The 15,787-nt window shown below is 65.4% G+C and carries 13 protein-coding genes; 9 read left to right on the top strand and 4 right to left on the bottom strand.

Annotated features, from left to right (window positions below):
• Positions 1-72: 72 nt before the first annotated feature.
• Together ACE3SL_RS07595 and ACE3SL_RS07600 are read left to right on the top strand one after the other, a co-directional pair.
• Positions 73-1,242, top strand: a complete 1,170-nt coding sequence (locus tag ACE3SL_RS07595; RefSeq protein ID WP_374525140.1) for a sensor histidine kinase — start codon at positions 73-75, stop codon at positions 1,240-1,242.
• Positions 1,243-1,244: 2 nt separating this feature from the next.
• On the top strand, positions 1,245-1,976 hold the full coding sequence (locus tag ACE3SL_RS07600) for a LytR/AlgR family response regulator transcription factor (protein WP_374525180.1): 732 nt from the start codon (positions 1,245-1,247) through the stop codon (positions 1,974-1,976).
• Between the two features lie 115 nt (positions 1,977-2,091).
• Here ACE3SL_RS07600 and ACE3SL_RS07605 read toward each other — a convergent pair whose 3' ends face one another.
• Positions 2,092-2,442: a UrcA family protein gene (locus tag ACE3SL_RS07605; protein WP_374525141.1), complete on the bottom strand. Its 351-nt coding sequence runs from the start codon at positions 2,440-2,442 to the stop codon at positions 2,092-2,094.
• Positions 2,443-2,712: 270 nt separating this feature from the next.
• Here ACE3SL_RS07605 and ACE3SL_RS07610 point away from each other — a divergent pair, with 270 nt between their 5' ends.
• Positions 2,713-3,195: a hypothetical protein gene (locus ACE3SL_RS07610; RefSeq protein WP_374525142.1), complete on the top strand. Its 483-nt coding sequence runs from the start codon at positions 2,713-2,715 to the stop codon at positions 3,193-3,195.
• Positions 3,196-3,207: 12 nt separating this feature from the next.
• Here the strand turns inward: ACE3SL_RS07610 and ACE3SL_RS07615 are convergent, their stop codons facing one another.
• On the bottom strand, positions 3,208-3,570 hold the full coding sequence (locus ACE3SL_RS07615) for a hypothetical protein (RefSeq protein ID WP_374525143.1): 363 nt from the start codon (positions 3,568-3,570) through the stop codon (positions 3,208-3,210).
• A 124-nt stretch (positions 3,571-3,694) separates the two neighbouring features.
• Between ACE3SL_RS07615 and ACE3SL_RS07620 the strand changes: the two genes are divergently transcribed.
• Positions 3,695-5,239: a BCCT family transporter gene (locus ACE3SL_RS07620; RefSeq protein WP_374525144.1), complete on the top strand. Its 1,545-nt coding sequence runs from the start codon at positions 3,695-3,697 to the stop codon at positions 5,237-5,239.
• On the opposite strand, the gene ACE3SL_RS07625 is transcribed toward ACE3SL_RS07620, so the two are convergent.
• Positions 5,240-7,324 carry a M13 family metallopeptidase gene (locus tag ACE3SL_RS07625; protein WP_374525145.1) on the bottom strand — a complete coding sequence of 695 codons (2,085 nt, stop codon included), beginning with the start codon at positions 7,322-7,324 and terminating at the stop codon, positions 5,240-5,242. It lies immediately after the preceding gene.
• Between the two features lie 233 nt (positions 7,325-7,557).
• Between ACE3SL_RS07625 and uvrA the strand changes: the two genes are divergently transcribed.
• The gene (gene uvrA / locus ACE3SL_RS07630) at positions 7,558-10,539 is read left to right on the top strand and encodes an excinuclease ABC subunit UvrA (RefSeq protein WP_374525146.1); all 2,982 of its coding nucleotides are present in this window, start codon (positions 7,558-7,560) and stop codon (positions 10,537-10,539) included.
• 95 nt (positions 10,540-10,634) lie between these two features.
• Here uvrA and ACE3SL_RS07635 read toward each other — a convergent pair whose 3' ends face one another.
• Complete coding sequence (locus tag ACE3SL_RS07635; protein WP_374525147.1) at positions 10,635-10,949, bottom strand: putative quinol monooxygenase; 315 nt, start codon at positions 10,947-10,949, stop codon at positions 10,635-10,637.
• Between the two features lie 180 nt (positions 10,950-11,129).
• Here ACE3SL_RS07635 and ACE3SL_RS07640 point away from each other — a divergent pair, with 180 nt between their 5' ends.
• The 4 genes from ACE3SL_RS07640 to pstB all read left to right on the top strand — a co-directional run bounded on the left by ACE3SL_RS07640 (position 11,130) and on the right by pstB (position 15,773).
• Entirely contained in the window at positions 11,130-12,179 is a 1,050-nt protein-coding gene (locus ACE3SL_RS07640) for a substrate-binding domain-containing protein (protein WP_374525148.1), read from the top strand.
• A 183-nt stretch (positions 12,180-12,362) separates the two neighbouring features.
• On the top strand, positions 12,363-13,739 hold the full coding sequence (gene pstC / locus ACE3SL_RS07645; protein WP_374525149.1) for a phosphate ABC transporter permease subunit PstC: 1,377 nt from the start codon (positions 12,363-12,365) through the stop codon (positions 13,737-13,739).
• Positions 13,732-14,988, top strand: coding sequence for a phosphate ABC transporter permease PstA (pstA, locus tag ACE3SL_RS07650; RefSeq protein WP_374525150.1), 1,257 nt, complete (start codon positions 13,732-13,734; stop codon positions 14,986-14,988). The genes pstC and pstA overlap by 8 nt, the downstream gene beginning before the upstream one ends.
• A 2-nt stretch (positions 14,989-14,990) precedes the next feature.
• Positions 14,991-15,773 carry a phosphate ABC transporter ATP-binding protein PstB gene (pstB, locus tag ACE3SL_RS07655; protein WP_374525151.1) on the top strand — a complete coding sequence of 261 codons (783 nt, stop codon included), beginning with the start codon at positions 14,991-14,993 and terminating at the stop codon, positions 15,771-15,773.
• Positions 15,774-15,787 lie beyond the last annotated feature (14 nt).

Consider the following 15,787-nt stretch of genomic DNA (forward strand, 5'->3'; position numbering starts at 1 on the left):
GCATGTGCCGCTTCGACTGGTGGCCCGGTGCCCGCTAGCCTTGGGGCGAGAATTGACGCTAAGGCAGCAGCGATGAGTGGAAATATCCGGATGGACACGCTGCGCGATCAGCGAGCGAAGATGCTGGCGGCGGCGCCCGACTGGCGCGCGCAGGACGCGCGGGTCAATCCGCGCGTCGCGATCGGTTCGATCATCGCGATGTGGCTGCTCTATTTTCTGATCACCACCGGTCTCGGCATTTTGGCAGGTGCCGAGCAATGGGAATATGCGGGCCGGCGCGCGGTCGTCGTCGTCGCGGGCATCCTTTGCACCTTCGTCCTCTATCAGTTGATCCAGCGCGTCCAGCCGCGCGGGTTCGGGGCGCGGCTCGCCGTCGCGATGGGCGCCGCGATCCCGCTGGTGATCGTCTATGCCGGCATCAACCTGCTCGTCTTCTATTACTGGCTGCCGCTCGAGGATTCGGGAAAGATCATTGCCGACGTCCAGTCCAAATTTCCGGTGGCCTGGGAAATCGTGCTGATCCTCGACAGTTCGATCCGCTGGTATTTCTTCTTCGCCGTGTGGGCGGCGCTCTATGTCGCCTTCGGCTATGCCAACGAGATGCGCGCGGTCGAGCGGCGCGCCAACCATTTCCGGATCGAGGCGCAGACCGCGCAGCTCCGCGCGCTTCACTATCAGGTCAATCCGCACTTCCTGTTCAACACGCTCAATTCGCTGTCGACGCTCGTGCTGCGCGGATCGAAGAGCGAGGCCGAGACGATGATCATGAATCTGGCGTCTTTCCTGCGATCGAGCCTCGCGGTCGATCCCGAACAGCTCGTCAGCCTCGACGAGGAAATCGCGCTCCAGCGCCTCTATCTCGATATCGAGCAGGTCCGTTTCCCCGACCGGCTGCAGGTCGAGGTCATGATGCCGAAAGAGCTGGAAAATGCCTGCGTCCCGGTGCTGATCCTGCAACCGATCATCGAGAATGCGATCAAATATGGCGTCGCGCCGAGCAAGGGCCGCATCGCGATCCGCCTCGCCGCGAGCAGCGAGCACGGCTTGCTCGTCGTGCGCGCCGAAAACGATATCGATCCCAAGGCCCCCGTTCCGGCGCCGGGCACCGGCCTTGGCCTCGGCAATGTGCGCGAACGGCTGCTGACGCGCTATGGCCCCACCGCCGGCTGCGAATGGGGCCGGTCCGATACGGGCGGCTTCTTCGTATCGCTGTGGCTGCCGCTGGCGAAGGAAGGATGCTGACGATGATGCAGACGCTGCGCACCCTGATCGTCGACGACGAGCCGCTCGCGATCGAACGGCTCCAGATCCTCGCCGGCCAGCAGGACGGCATTTCGCTCGTCGGCACCGCGAGCGACGGCGCGTCGGCGCTTCGCATGGTCGATGCCCTCGCGCCCGATCTCGTCCTCTGCGACATCGCGATGCCCGACCTCGACGGGCTCGCGGTCGCGGCGGCGATCGAACAGCTCGACAATCCGCCCGCGGTCGTCTTCGTCACCGCTTTCGACCGCTATGCCGTCGCCGCCTTCGACGTCGCGGCGGTCGACTATCTGCTGAAGCCCGTGTCGCCCGATCGGCTCGCCCGCGCGCTCGCCCGCGTGCGCGAATGGGGCGCCGCCGAACGCGCGCCCAGGCAGAAGAGCAAGTGGATCAACGAATTCTGGGTTCAGAACCGCGGCGAGATGCTGCGCATCGATGCCGATCAGGTGGACCTGATCGAGGCCGAGCGCGACTATATGCGGCTGCATGTCGGAGCGCGAAGCTGGCTGATCCACCAGACGATCAAATCGCTGGAAGCCCGGATGAATCCGGATCAGTTCATGCGGATTCACCGCTCGAAAATGATCCGCCGCGACGGGATCGTCGGCCTGAAGCATCATGGCGACGGCGCGTGGAGCGTCGATCTGGGCGAAGGCGGCACCCACCGGATCGGCCGCACCTATCTGCACGATGTCAAGGCGATCATGCAGGGTTAGGGTCCTTACGCCGAGGCGTCCAATTGAGTACGGACCTTAAACGAAAGGCGGCGATGCCGGAAGGGCATGGCCGCCTTTGTCCGTCCCGCTCCGGATGGAGCGGAGCCGGCCGGTGTCAGGGAGCGGCGACGACCGGCGGTTTTTCGCTTGCGAAACGCGCGGGGCTGCCGCCGAGCAGCGCCGCGAGCTGGGGCTCGACGCTCCGCTGTGCCTGCGTAACGCACTGCTGCGCTATCGCACGTTGCTGTATCGACAGGCGTTCCGCCGTGTTGCACATGGAACGGATCGCGGAACGGACCCGCGTATCGAGGCGTTCGCGTCCGCCGGGAGTCGCGAGGTCAAGGTCGCTGTACCGCACCATGACGCGCGGCGCGTCTTCGGTCTGCGCCATCGCGGGGGTTGCCGCCGCGCCGGTCGCCATTGCGATCATCAGCATCGATGCGGACTTGAGAGTTTGCTTGAACATGGGGGACTGTCCTCTCATCTGGGTGTGATGCGGGACACGAGCTGGTCCGAAACCGGGGAAGACCGAACCCTCCCGCATCCCGCCCATGCTGAATGCTCCCTTTGCGGCCCGCTTTCATGTCAGGTTCGACCGGCCCCGAAACCGGGTCGATCAGGCGGACGAACCGCCCTCCGGCGTCGACCAATGGCCAAAGGCTTGCAACATTGTTGTCATGATGGCCTTGTGCCGTTCATGACGTGGAAAGCTTCCTACCCGAGTCGCGACAGAATCATGCGCGCGTTCGTCTGGACGATGGGGCTTGGCGTGGCGGGCGCCGTCAGCGGCGGCCTGCTCGGCATGATCGTCGTGGATCAGGGTTTCGCGCGATATGCGGAGGATTCGCCCTCCTTCGCCGGTCTTAGCGCCAATCCGGATGCGCTGATCACCGAGGCCGCGCAGGCATCGCCGCCCTGCCCGGGCTGCGCGGACAGCTATGGCGTCGCCGCGCGGCTCGAGGCTGGGCGCGAAGAGCGCATGAGCGATCCTTTCCGCCGGCTGGGCGAAGTCGATGTCGATATGACACCCCCACCCGAGCCGACCGACGATTATCATTATGGCGGGCGGCTGCCCGACCCCGCACCGCGAGATCTGTCGGCCATGGCGGTGCCCGTCGCGCTCGACGCGCCGTCGGCGCCGATCCCGATCCAGGCGCCGCGCGCCGCGCAGCAAAAAGGCCCCGACGAAACGCCGGAGCCTTCCGCAACTCCCGAATAGGCCGTCAGCCGGTCATTTCGGCTGCGGCGGTGCGCAGCGCGACGTGTCGCCGGCCTTGCACGCCGCGACATCGGCTTCCCACTTGATCCGCTCTTCGGCCGACATGGCGGCGACCCGCGCCTTCTCGGCTTCATAGTCGGCGGTTTCCTTGGCGAACTCGGCCTGCGATGCGGCTTCCTGCTGCGCGCGCGCCGTGACCTGCGCATCATAGGCCTGCGTTTCGGCATTGGCCTTCGCCAGCTGCTCGGCGTTCAGGCGCGCGGTGTTGGCGCGCTCCTCGGTCGTCGTGCCGTCGGGGTTCTTCTGGAAGGCGGCCGCATGTCCCGCCGTGAGCAGCGTCATCGCCGCCGAAGCCGTCAAAATCATCCTGATCATCGAAGCTCTCCTTCAATCGAAGCTCTGGCCGTCCAACGTTTTGCCCGGCTCGTCGTTCCCGTTCCGTGAATTTGACGCCGCCGTGCCGAGCGGTCATGCTGACGCCACCTCTCATGTCCGAACGGTGGGTCATTTGCCAGCAGCTTCTCGCCACCCGATCAACCGCCCGGTCTTTTTCATTCCGCTCGCGATTCTGTCCGCCGCGCTGCTGCTCAGCCTGTGGCGCGGCGAGGCCTTCGTCGCCGCCGAGACCGTGCTCAACGACTGGATATTGCGCCAGCTCGGCCCCGTCTTCGCCGGCGCCGGGGTCGCCTTTCTGGCGCTGCTGGGCGCGGTCGCGCTGTCGCCGCTCGGCAGGACCGTCATCGGCGGGCCCGGTGCAAAGCCGCTGCTCGGCCGCTGGCGCTGGTTCGCGGTGATGCTCTGCACGACGATCGCCACCGGCATCCTCTTCTGGGGCGCCGCCGAGCCGCTGTTCCACCTCAACGCGCCGCCGCCGATGCTCGGGCTCGAGCCCGGCAGCGACGCCGCGGCGACCTTCGCCATGTCGACGATGTTCCTTCACTGGACGCTGACGCCCTACGGCATCTACACCGTCGCGGCGCTCGCCTTCGCGCTCGTCTATTACAATCGCGGCGAGCCTTTCAGCCTGTCGTCGCTGTTCGTGCCGCTGATCGGCAAACGCGCGCACGGGCCGGTCGGCACCGGCATCGACATCATCTGTCTCTACGCGCTCGTCGCGGGGATGGCGGCGTCGATGGGCGCCGGCATTCTCGCCATTTCGGGCGGGATCGAGACGCTGGGCGGCTTCGCAGGCGGGATGCCGCTCCGCTGGGCGATCGGAGCGCTGATCGTCGCGAGCTTTCTGATCTCGGCGGCGACAGGGCTGCAAAAGGGCATCGCGGGCCTGTCGGTGCTCAACACCTGGCTCTTTTTCGCGATCATCGCCTTCGCGCTGCTCGCCGGGCCGACCGCGCATATGCTCGGCCTGTCGCTGAGCGCCGGCGGCGAATATGTTTCGACCTTCGTCCCGCGCAACCTCGGCATCGGGCTCGATCCCGACTGGAGCCGGCAATGGACGATCTTCTATTGGGGCAACTGGTTCGCCTGGGCGCCGGTGACCGCGCTGTTCCTCGGCCGGCTCGCGATCGGTTACAGCGTGCGCGAATTCATCCTGATGAACCTCGTCCTGCCGTCGCTGTTCGGCGCATTGTGGATGACCGCGATCGCCGGATCGGCAATCCTTCTCGACCAGCAGAGCGGCGCGAGTCTCTATGCCGTCATTTCAGCCAGGGGGCCCGATTCGGTGCTCTTTCGGCTGTTCGACGCGCTCGGCGGCGGCCCCGCCGTGACCGGGCTGATCCTTTTCACCATCTTCCTGTCTTACGTCGCGGGTGCCGACGCGAATGTCTCGGCGATGAGCGCGCTGTCGACGCGCGGCATCACTCCGGACGCGCCCGAAGCGCCGCTCGCGGTGCAGAGCGTCTGGGGTGTCGCGGTGGGGCTGGTCGCGGTCGTGCTCGTCGCCGCGTCGGGGATCGACGGCATCCGCATGATGTCGGTGCTCGGCGGCGCGCCCGCGCTGTTCGTGATCATCGGCGCGGCGCTGTCGCTCGCAGCGATGACGGTGCGGGGACGACCATCGGCCGCCCCCGCCCTTCCCGACTGATTACCAGATGCGCGTGCGCGCTTCGGGCTTCAGATAATATTTGGCGTCGGGCGTGACGTTGAACGCCTTGTACCAGGCATCGACGTTGCGGACCGGCCCGATGATGCGCCAGCGCGCGGGGCTGTGCTCGTTGCTCGCGACCTGCGTCTTGATCGAATCCTCGCGCGCCTTGTCGCGCCAGGCCTGCGCAAACGCGAGGAAGAAACGCTGGTCGCCGGTCAGCCCGTCGACCACCGGCGCCTCCTTGCCGTTCAGCGAACGGTGGTAGGCGTCATAGGCCACCTCCAGCCCTGCGAGGTCGGCGATATTCTCACCCATCGTCAGGTCGGGATTGATGAAGGCGCCCGGCGCCGCTTCATAGGTCGCATATTGCGCGCCGAAACCCTTCGCCTGTTCGTCGAAACGCTTGGCATCGGCGGCGGTCCACCAGTCGCGAACCGCGCCATTGGCATCGACCTTGCGTCCCTGATCGTCGAAGCCGTGGCTGATTTCGTGGCCGATGACGGCGCCGATCGCGCCATAGTTGACGGCATCGTCGACATTTTCGCTGAAATAGGGCGCCTGCAGGATACCCGCCGGGAAGACGATCTTGTTTTCGAGGAAGCCGTTATAGGCGTTCACTTCCTGCGGATTCATCGACCATTTCTTGCGGTCGACCGGCTTGTTCAGGTCCGACAGCGAATAGGCATATTCGAAGGCCGCGCTGCGCTTCACATTGCCATAAAGGTCGGCGGGATCGATCTTGAGGCCCGAATAGTCGCGCCATTTGTCGGGATAGCCGACCATGACGTCCATCTTTTCGAGCTTCGCGAGCGCCGCGGCCTTGGTCTCGGGCGCCATCCAGTCGTTGTTCCGGATGCGGTCGCCCATCGACAGCTTCAGATTGGCGACCAGGGCCTCCATCTTGGCCTTGGCGCTCGCCGGGAAATATTGGCGGGCATAGGTTTCGCCGACCAGTTCGCCGAGGCTGCCATCGACAAGCTGCAGGCCCCGCTTCCAGCGCGGACGCAGTTCGGACACGCCGCTCAGCGCCTTGGTGTATTCGAAGCGGCTGTCGATCCAGTCCTTCGACAGATAGTTCGCCGCATTGTCGGCGACATGAAATTCCTGCCACAGCTTCAGCGTGTCGAGCGGAGCCTTTGCATAGACCGCCGCAATGTCGCGGATCGCCGTATTCTCGTTGACGATGATCCGCTTTTGCGGCGCGATGCTCGCGCCCGCGAACCAGGCAGTCCAGTCGAGGCCGGGTGCATAGGCAGCAAGCTCGGCCGACGACATCGGGTTGTTGATCTTGCTGATGTCGCGGCGATCGGCGATCGCCCAGCTTGCCTTCGCGACATCGGTTTCGAACGCCATGATCGCATCGGCCGCCTTTTCGGGCGCCGGGTTGCCGATCATCTTCATCGTGCGGACGATGTATGCACGATAAGCGTCGCGCTGGGGCTTGAAGCTGTCGTTCAGATAATAGTCGCGGTCGGGAAGCCCGAGCCCGCCCTGCCCCAGCCACAGCACGTTCGTCGTCGGATCGGCGCTGTCGGCATAGGGACCGCCGCCGACGATCGAGGCGCCGAACGTGCCTTGCGACGCGCCCATGAAGCGCGCCATTTCGGTCTTGTCCTTGATCGCCTGCACCTTCGCGATGTCGGCCATCAGCGGCTTGGCGCCGAGCGCATCGACGCGCTTTTCGTCCATGAAGCTCTGATAGAGGCCGCCGACCTGACTCGTCGCCGGCGCGCCGGTAACCAGATTGCGAAGCTGGCGCTGGGTCAGGTTGTAGACATCGTAATCGACGCCCGCCGACGCCTGATCGGCCGGAATCTCGGTGCGCGCGAACCAGCCGCCGTTCGCATATTTGTCGAAATCGTCGCCGGGCTTCACCGACGTGTCGCGGGCGCCGAGATCGACGCCCCAGGTGCCGAACTTGAGCGCCGCCAGCGATCCGTCATCGCTCGCCGGCGCAGCGCCATCGCCATCCGCCTCGGCGGCCAGCGCCGCATCATGCCCCATGGGCTGCGCCAACGCCGGCGTCGCGGCCAGCACGGCCGCAATCGCGAGGCTGGCCGCCCCTCCCAAAATCATCTTCATGCCCCAGTCTCCTCGGTATCGCGCGCCGCCCCGGCGGGGCGACGGACATGGTCCGTCTTGTCCGCCCGCGGCGGCAAGGGGTCAAGCGAACCGCCGGACATTGGTCGAAGCCTTTGGGATGTTGGTGGAAAGCCGGTGCATTGCGGGGCGCGCCGGGGCGCCCTATCTATATGCCGAAGCGGGGCCATACGGCCTCTTGCACCTCAAGAACAAATCTGGAACATAGCTCTCCCATGAGTCTCACCCACATCTCGGTGCGCGGCGCGCGCGAACATAATCTGAAGGGCGTCGATGTCGACCTGCCGCGCGACGCGCTGATCGTCATCACCGGCCTGTCGGGCAGCGGCAAATCGAGCCTCGCTTTCGACACCATCTATGCCGAGGGCCAGCGGCGTTATGTCGAGAGCCTGTCGGCCTATGCCCGCCAGTTCCTCGAGATGATGCAGAAGCCCGACGTCGAGCATATCGACGGCCTGTCGCCCGCCATCAGCATCGAGCAGAAGACGACAAGCCGCAACCCTCGCTCGACTGTCGCGACCGTTACCGAAATCTACGACTATATGCGGCTGCTGTGGGCGCGTGTCGGCATCCCCTATTCGCCCGCCACCGGCGAGCCGATCAGCGCGCAGAACGTCAGTCAGATGGTCGACCGAGTCCGCGAACTGCCCGAGGGCACGCGCGCCTATCTGCTCGCGCCGGTCGTGCGCGGCCGCAAGGGCGAGTATCGCAAGGAGCTCGCGCAGTGGCAGAAGGAGGGCTTCACCCGCGTCCGCATTGATGGCGAGTTCTACGAGATCGAGGACGCGCCCGCGCTCGACAAGAAGTACAAGCACGACATCGAGGTCGTCGTCGATCGCATTGTCGTGCGCGAAGGCATCGAGACGCGGCTCGCAGACAGCTTCGAGACCGCGCTGAAGCTCGCCGAGGGGCTTGCCTATGTCGATCTCGCCGACACGACAGTGGCGGAGGCGCTCGCCAATTCCCCCCTCCCGCTTGCGGGAGGGGTCGGGGGAGGGCCTGTTCCGGCAGCATCCAACCTCGACATGCCCTCCCCTAACCCCTCCCGCGAGCGGGAGGGGAACCTGAAGGGCGCGGGCATTCCCGCGAACCGCATCATCTTCTCCGAGAAATTCGCCTGCCCCGTCTCGGGCTTCACGATCGCCGAGATCGAACCGCGATTGTTCAGCTTCAACGCGCCGCAGGGCGCTTGCCCCGCATGCGACGGCCTCGGCGAACGGCTCGAATTCGATCCCGAGCTTGTCGTTCCCAACCATGCGCTGAGCCTCAAGAAGGGCGCGGTCGTGCCGTGGGCGAAATCGAACCCGCCCTCGCCCTATTATATGCAGGTGCTCGAAAGCCTCGGCAAAGCCTATGACTTCGGGCTCGATACGCCGTGGCAGGATCTGCCGGGCGGAGTGCAGGAGATCATCCTCCACGGCACCGGCGGCCTGCCCGTCGAGCTGACCTTCAAGGACGGCAAGCGCACCTACACGACGCACAAGGCGTTCGAGGGCGTGATCGGCAACCTCAATCGCCGGATGCTGCAGACCGAAAGCGCGTGGATGCGCGAGGAACTGGGCAAGTACCAGACCGCGCAGCCGTGCGAGACCTGCCACGGCGCGCGCCTCCGTCCCGAACCGCTCGCGGTGAAGATCGCGGGTGAGAATATCAGCATGTCGGCACAGCGCTCGGTGGCCGACGCGCTCGCGTGGTTCAGCACGCTCGACGGGAAGCTGAACGAGCAGCAGCGGCAGATCGCGAAGGCGATCCTGAAAGAGATCAACGAGCGGCTCGGCTTCCTCAACAATGTCGGGCTCGATTACCTCAACCTCAACCGCACCAGCGGCACATTGAGCGGCGGCGAGAGCCAGCGTATCCGCCTCGCGAGCCAGATCGGCAGCGGCCTGTCGGGCGTCCTGTATGTCCTCGACGAACCGAGCATCGGCCTCCACCAGCGCGACAACGACCGGCTGCTTGCGACGCTCAAGCGCCTCCGCGACCTCGGCAACACGGTGATCGTCGTCGAGCATGACGAGGACGCGATCCGCCACGCCGACTATGTCGTCGACATGGGCCCCGGCGCGGGCGTCCATGGCGGCGAGATCGTCGCCGAAGGTACGCTGAAGCAGGTGCTCGCGAACAAGAAGAGCCTGACCGCGGCGTATCTGACCGGCGCGAAGAAGATCGAGGTGCCGGCGCACCGCCGCCCCGGCAACGGCTTCGACCTGGTGCTGAAGGGCGCGCGCGCGAACAACCTCAACAATGTCACCGCGACGATCCCGCTCGGCACCTTCACCTGCGTCACCGGCCTGTCGGGGTCGGGCAAGTCGAGCCTCGTCATCGACACGCTCTATGCCAGCGCGGCGCGCACGCTCAACGGCGCGCGCATGGTCGCGGGGCCGCACGACGCGCTGACCGGGCTCGAGCATTGCGACAAGGTGATCGACATCGACCAGTCGCCGATCGGCCGCACCCCGCGATCGAACCCCGCGACGTACACCGGCGCCTTCACGATCATCCGCGACTGGTTCGCGGGGCTGCCCGAGGCGCAGGCGCGCGGCTACAAGCCCGGGCGCTTCAGCTTCAACGTCAAGGGCGGACGCTGCGAAACCTGCACCGGAGACGGGCTGATCAAGATCGAGATGCATTTCCTGCCCGACGTCTATGTGACGTGCGAGACCTGCCACGGCAAACGCTACAACCGCGAAACGCTGGAGGTGAAGTTCAAGGGCAAGAGCATCGCCGACGTGCTCGACATGACGGTCGAGGATGCCGCCGATTTCTTCAAGGCGGTGCCGTCGATCCGCGACAAGATGGAGATGCTCGTCCGCGTCGGGCTCGGCTATATCAAGGTCGGGCAGCAGGCGACGACCTTGTCGGGGGGCGAGGCGCAGCGCGTCAAGCTGGCGAAGGAGCTATCGCGGCGCTCGACCGGGCAGACGCTCTATATCCTCGACGAGCCGACCACCGGCCTCCATTTCGAGGATGTGCGGAAGCTGCTCGAAGTGCTGCAGGCGCTCGTCGACCAGGGCAACAGCGTCGTCGTGATCGAGCATAATCTCGACGTCATCAAGACCGCCGACTGGATCGTCGACCTGGGCCCCGAGGGCGGGGTCAAGGGCGGCGAGATCGTCGCCGCGGGCACCCCCGAACAGGTGGTGAAGGAACCGCGCAGCTTTACCGGGCAGTATCTGGCGCCGTTGCTGGAGAAGTAAGAGAGCTCCGCCCTTCCAGCTTCGTCACCCCGAACTTGATCCGGGTGACAAGAATAGAGAATATAAGAGTAGAGAATATCGCTAGGCAAGCGCCCCTACCCCATCAGCTTCGCCGTAATATCCTCGGCGGCATAGATGCGGATCACCGGCGGCTCGGGCGAGAGCGCGCGCATTTCGGCGACGAAAGCCCCCGAGGCGGACACCGCGAAATGGGCGCGGACCGCATCAATGCTCTCCCACTCCTCGACGAACATCATCCGGTCGGGGTTTTCGATATCGACATGGCAATTATGCGCCAGACACCCTGCCTCGCCCCGCGACCGCGCGCTATGCTCGGCGCCGAGCGCGATCATGCGCTCGCGATGTTCGGGGGTCATGATGACATGGCCGGTGATGAAGATCATGCGCATGGGCTCCTTGTCCCGCTGGCATAACAGATGTTTCGGGGGGCCGCATCATCGACGCCCCATGACACTTCCATGACACTCCCTGTCACAAACGCGTCACACAAATCCATCAGAGGGCAGTCAGCGAGTCGTCGCGGGGGTGGCGGCTTGGTTCGGTAACGACCCCCTCTACAGGATTTTTCCATGGTGAAGAAATTTGCCCTTATCGCTGGTGCGGCGACGTGCGCGCTGGCGCTTTCCGCTTGTCAGGATCAGGCCTCCTCGGGCGGCGGCGCGCGCGATTATATCAGCGCGGTCGGATCATCGACCGTCTATCCCTTTGCCACCGCGGTCGGCGAGAAGTTCGCCGAAGCGACGGGCAACAAGGTGCCGAAGATCGACAGCACCGGCACCGGCGGCGGCTTCGAGCGTTTCTGCCAGGGTGTCGGCGGAGACACGCCCGACATCGCGAACGCCTCGCGCCGGATCAAGAAGAAGGAGTTCGACACCTGCGCCAAGAATGGCGTCAAGGACATCGTCGAAATCCAGGTCGGCATCGACGGCATCGCGCTGGGCGAAGCGCAGCGCGGCCCCGGCTTCAAGCTGACCGAGGAAGATGTCTACAAGGCTTTGGCTGCCAACCCCTATGGCAAGCCGAACACCGCCAAGACGTGGAAGGACGTCAACCCGGCGCTGCCCGCGGTCGGCATCTCGGTCTTTGGCCCGCCTTCGACGAGCGGTACGTACGATGCGTTCAAGGAGCTGATCCTCGGCAAGGGCTGCGACGCCAATGCCGGGATGAAGGCACTGAAGGACAGCGACAAGGACAAGCATGAGGCGGTGTGCACGGGCCTGCGCGGCGCGCCCTTCTATGTCGAGCAGGGCGAGAATGATAACCTCATCATCTCGAAGCTCGACAAGAACCCCGACAGCCTCGGCATCTTCGGCTTTTCGTACCTCGATGCGAACAAGGACAAGATCAAGGCGGTGCCGGTGCAGGGCGTGTCGCCGACCTATGCCACGATCGCCGACGGCACCTATCCGGGGTCGCGGCCGCTGTTCATCTATGTGAAGAAGGCGCATGTCGGCGTCGTTCCGGGGCTCGCCGAATATGTCGCCGAGTTCCTGAAGGGCGCGGCGAAGGAAGGCTATCTCGCCGCCAAGGGTCTGGTGATCTCGCCCCCCGACGTGGCGGCGAAGGCGGCCGCCGCGGCGAAGGGCATGACCGTGCTCGACGGATCGGAATTGAAATAAGCTCCCCCTGCTGGTGGCCGGCGCCAAGGGGCCACATCCCCTGCCCGGCCACCGATTTTTTGGATCGTCATTGCGAGGAGCATAGCGACGAAGCAATCTCCAGCTCTCGCCCGGCTCATGCGATAGCTGGAGATTGCTTCGCTTCGCTCGCAATGACGAAGGTATCAACCGGATGAAGATCATATGACCTTCAACGCCGCCGCCCTGTTGCTTCTGATCGCGGGTCTCGCGCTGATCGGCTGGCTTGCCGGCCGTGCGCGCTCGTCGCTGCTTGCCGCGAAGAGCGGGACGAAGCTGCATTCGCGCCCGCAATATCATGGCTGGTACGTCGCGCTGTGGCTGTTCGCGCCCGCCGCGATCTTCCTCGCCGTCTGGTCGAGCGTGTCGCCGGCGCTGATTACCAATTCGGTGCTCGCGAGCGACGCGGCGCAATCGCTTCCCGCCTTCGGCTTCGAGCGCGGCGCGATCCTGTCCGACGCGCGGAACGTCGCGCAGGGGACGCAGGCGGCGGTGCGGCTACCCGCCGCGGCGCCGCTGGTCCAGCCCTATACGCAGGCGACGCATTTCTATGCGTGGGTCGGGATTGCCGCGATACTGGCGCTGGCGCTCGCCGGCGGCCTCTATGCCTTCACGCGAATCCGGCCCGATTTCCGCGCGCGGACGCGGGTCGAGAAGATCGTCATGGCGGTCCTTGTGGTCGCCTCGCTCGTCGCGATCCTGACCACCTTCGGCATCGTGATGTCGCTGCTGTTCGAATCGATCCGCTTCTTCCGCCTCGTCCCCGCGACCGAGCTGCTCTTCGGCACCTACTGGAACCCGCAGAGCGGCGCGCCGCAGCCGGGCACCTTCGGCGGCATTCCGCTGTTCTGGGGCACGGTGCTGATCGGCGCGATCATCGCGATGATCGTCGCGATCCCTACGGGCATGATGACCGCAGTGTATCTGACCCAATATGCCGCGCCGCGCGTGCGCAAATGGGTGAAGCCGCTGCTCGAGATTCTCGCGGGCGTGCCGACGGTCGTCTATGGCTATTTCGCCGCGCTGACGGTGGCGCCAGCGCTGCGCGAGTTCGCGGTGATGCTGGGCATCCCGAACGCCTCGACCGAAAGCGCGCTCGCCGCGGGCATCGTGATGGGGGTGATGATCATCCCGTTCGTGTCGTCGATGGCCGACGACAGCATCAACGCGGTGCCGCAGGCGATGCGCGACGGATCGCTCGCGCTGGGCGCAACGCCAAACGAGACGATCCGGCAGGTCCTGATCCCCGCCGCGCTGCCCGGCGTGATGGGCGGCATATTGCTCGCGGTCAGCCGCGCGATCGGCGAGACGATGATCGTGGTAATGGCGGCGGGCCTCTCCGCCAACCTCACCGCCAATCCGTTCGCCAGCGTCACCACGGTGACCGCGCAGATCGTCAAGCTGCTCACCGGCGACCAGGAGTTCGACAGCGCCAAGACGCTCGCGGCGTTCGCGCTCGGCCTCGTCCTGTTTATCGTGACCCTGCTGCTCAACATCGTCGCGCTGCGCATCGTCAAAAAGTATCGCGAAGCTTATGAATAGAGAAACGGCCCCCACCGACTGGAAAGGCGCCGCGATGCAGAAGCGCATCGCGGGCCGCTATGGCGCCGAGCGACGCTTCAAGCTGCTCGGGCTTGGCGCGGTGCTGCTCTCGGGCTTTTTCCTCGCCTTCCTGCTGTTCGTCATGATCGGCAATGGCCTCCGCGGTTTCACCTACACCGACGTCGCGGTGCCGATCGACTTCGCGGCGAACCCGCTTACGGTCGACGCGTCGCGGCTCTCGGACCCCGACGCCGATCAGGCGATCGCGAACGCGGGGCTTTCGGACATCGTGGGCTTCGCCGCGGAAGAAGCGCTGGGCGCCGACGGGGCGAAGCTGATCAGCGAGAATGCGTGGAAGGAAGTCCGCACCGCGATCAAGGCCGACCCGGCGTTGCTCAAGACGAAGACGGTCTTCCACCTCCCCGCCTCGTCCGAGGTCGACATCGCCGCCAAGGAAGGCGCGAAGGGCGCGCTCGGCGCGAAGGTCGACGCGCTGGAGAAGGCGGGCAAGCTGTCGACCGGGCTCCACTGGTCCTTCTTCCGCAACGCCGATGCCACCGATCCCGCGGTCGCGGGCATCTGGGGGGCGCTCAAGGGGTCGATCCTGACGATCTTCATCGCCTTCCTGATCGCGTTCCCGACCGGCGTCCTCGCGGCACTGTATCTCGAGGAATATGCGCCGAAGAACCGCTGGACCGACCTGATCGAGGTGTCGATCAACAATCTGGCGGCGGTGCCGTCGATCATCTTCGGCCTGCTCGCGCTCGCGGTGTTCATCAACTGGTTCGGGCTTTGTCAGGCGAGCCCGCTCGTCGGCGGGCTGACGCTGGCGCTGATGACGATGCCGGTGATCGTGATCGCCAGCCGCAACGCGATCAAGTCGGTGCCGCCGTCGATCCGCGACGCCGCGCTGGGTGTCGGGGCAAGCCCGGTGCAGGTGGTCTTCCACCATGTGCTGCCGCTCGCCCTCCCCGGCATCCTGACCGGCACGATCATCGGCATGGCGCGCGCGCTCGGCGAGACCGCACCGTTGCTGCTGATCGGCATGCGCGCCTTCATCGGCGACGTTCCGGGCGGCGTCTGCTCGCCCTCGACCGTACTGCCGATGCAGATCTTCCTCTGGTCCGACGAGGTCGACCGCGGCTTTGTCGAGAAGACCTCGGCGGCGATCATCGTGCTGCTCGTCGTGCTGCTGTCGATGAACGCGCTCGCTATCTATTTCCGCAACAAATTCGAAAAGCGCTGGTGAACATGACCCAAGACGATCTTACCATCGCCGATCCGAAGATGAAGGCCCAGGGGGTCGATGTCTTCTATGGCGAAAAGCAGGCGATCAGGGATGTGTCGATCGACGTCGGCACCGATCTGGTCACCGCCTTCATCGGCCCGTCGGGCTGCGGCAAGTCGACCTTCCTGCGTTCGCTCAACCGGATGAACGACACGGTCGCGAGCGCGAAGGTGACCGGCCGCATCGAGCTCGACGGCGAGGATATCTACGCGCCGTCGATGGACGTCGTGCAGCTCCGCGCGCGCGTCGGCATGGTGTTCCAGAAGCCGAACCCCTTCCCCAAGTCGATCTATGACAATGTCGGCTATGGTCCGCGCATCCACGGGCTCGCGCCGAACAAGGCCGACCTCGATGTCATCGTCGAGCGCGCGCTGGTTCGCGCCGGCCTGTGGGACGAGGTCAAGGACCGCCTGGGCGAAAGCGGCACCGCGCTGTCGGGTGGCCAGCAGCAGCGCCTGTGCATTGCGCGCGCGATCGCGGTCGACCCCGAGGTCATCCTGATGGACGAACCCTGCTCGGCGCTCGACCCTATCGCGACCGCGAAGATCGAGGAACTGATCCACGAACTGCGCGGTAAATATGCAATCGTGATCGTCACGCACAATATGCAGCAGGCGGCCCGCGTGTCGCAGCGCACCGCCTTTTTCCACCTCGGGACGCTGGTCGAGTACGGGAAGACGACCGATATCTTCACGAACCCGAAGCAGGAACGGACCAAGGACTATATCACCGGCCGCTACGGTTAAGCCGCAGCCAAAAG

Origin of the sequence: Sphingopyxis sp., from assembly GCF_041916015.1 — a bacterium.
In the GTDB taxonomy this organism is placed as follows: Bacteria; Pseudomonadota; Alphaproteobacteria; order Sphingomonadales; family Sphingomonadaceae; genus Sphingopyxis.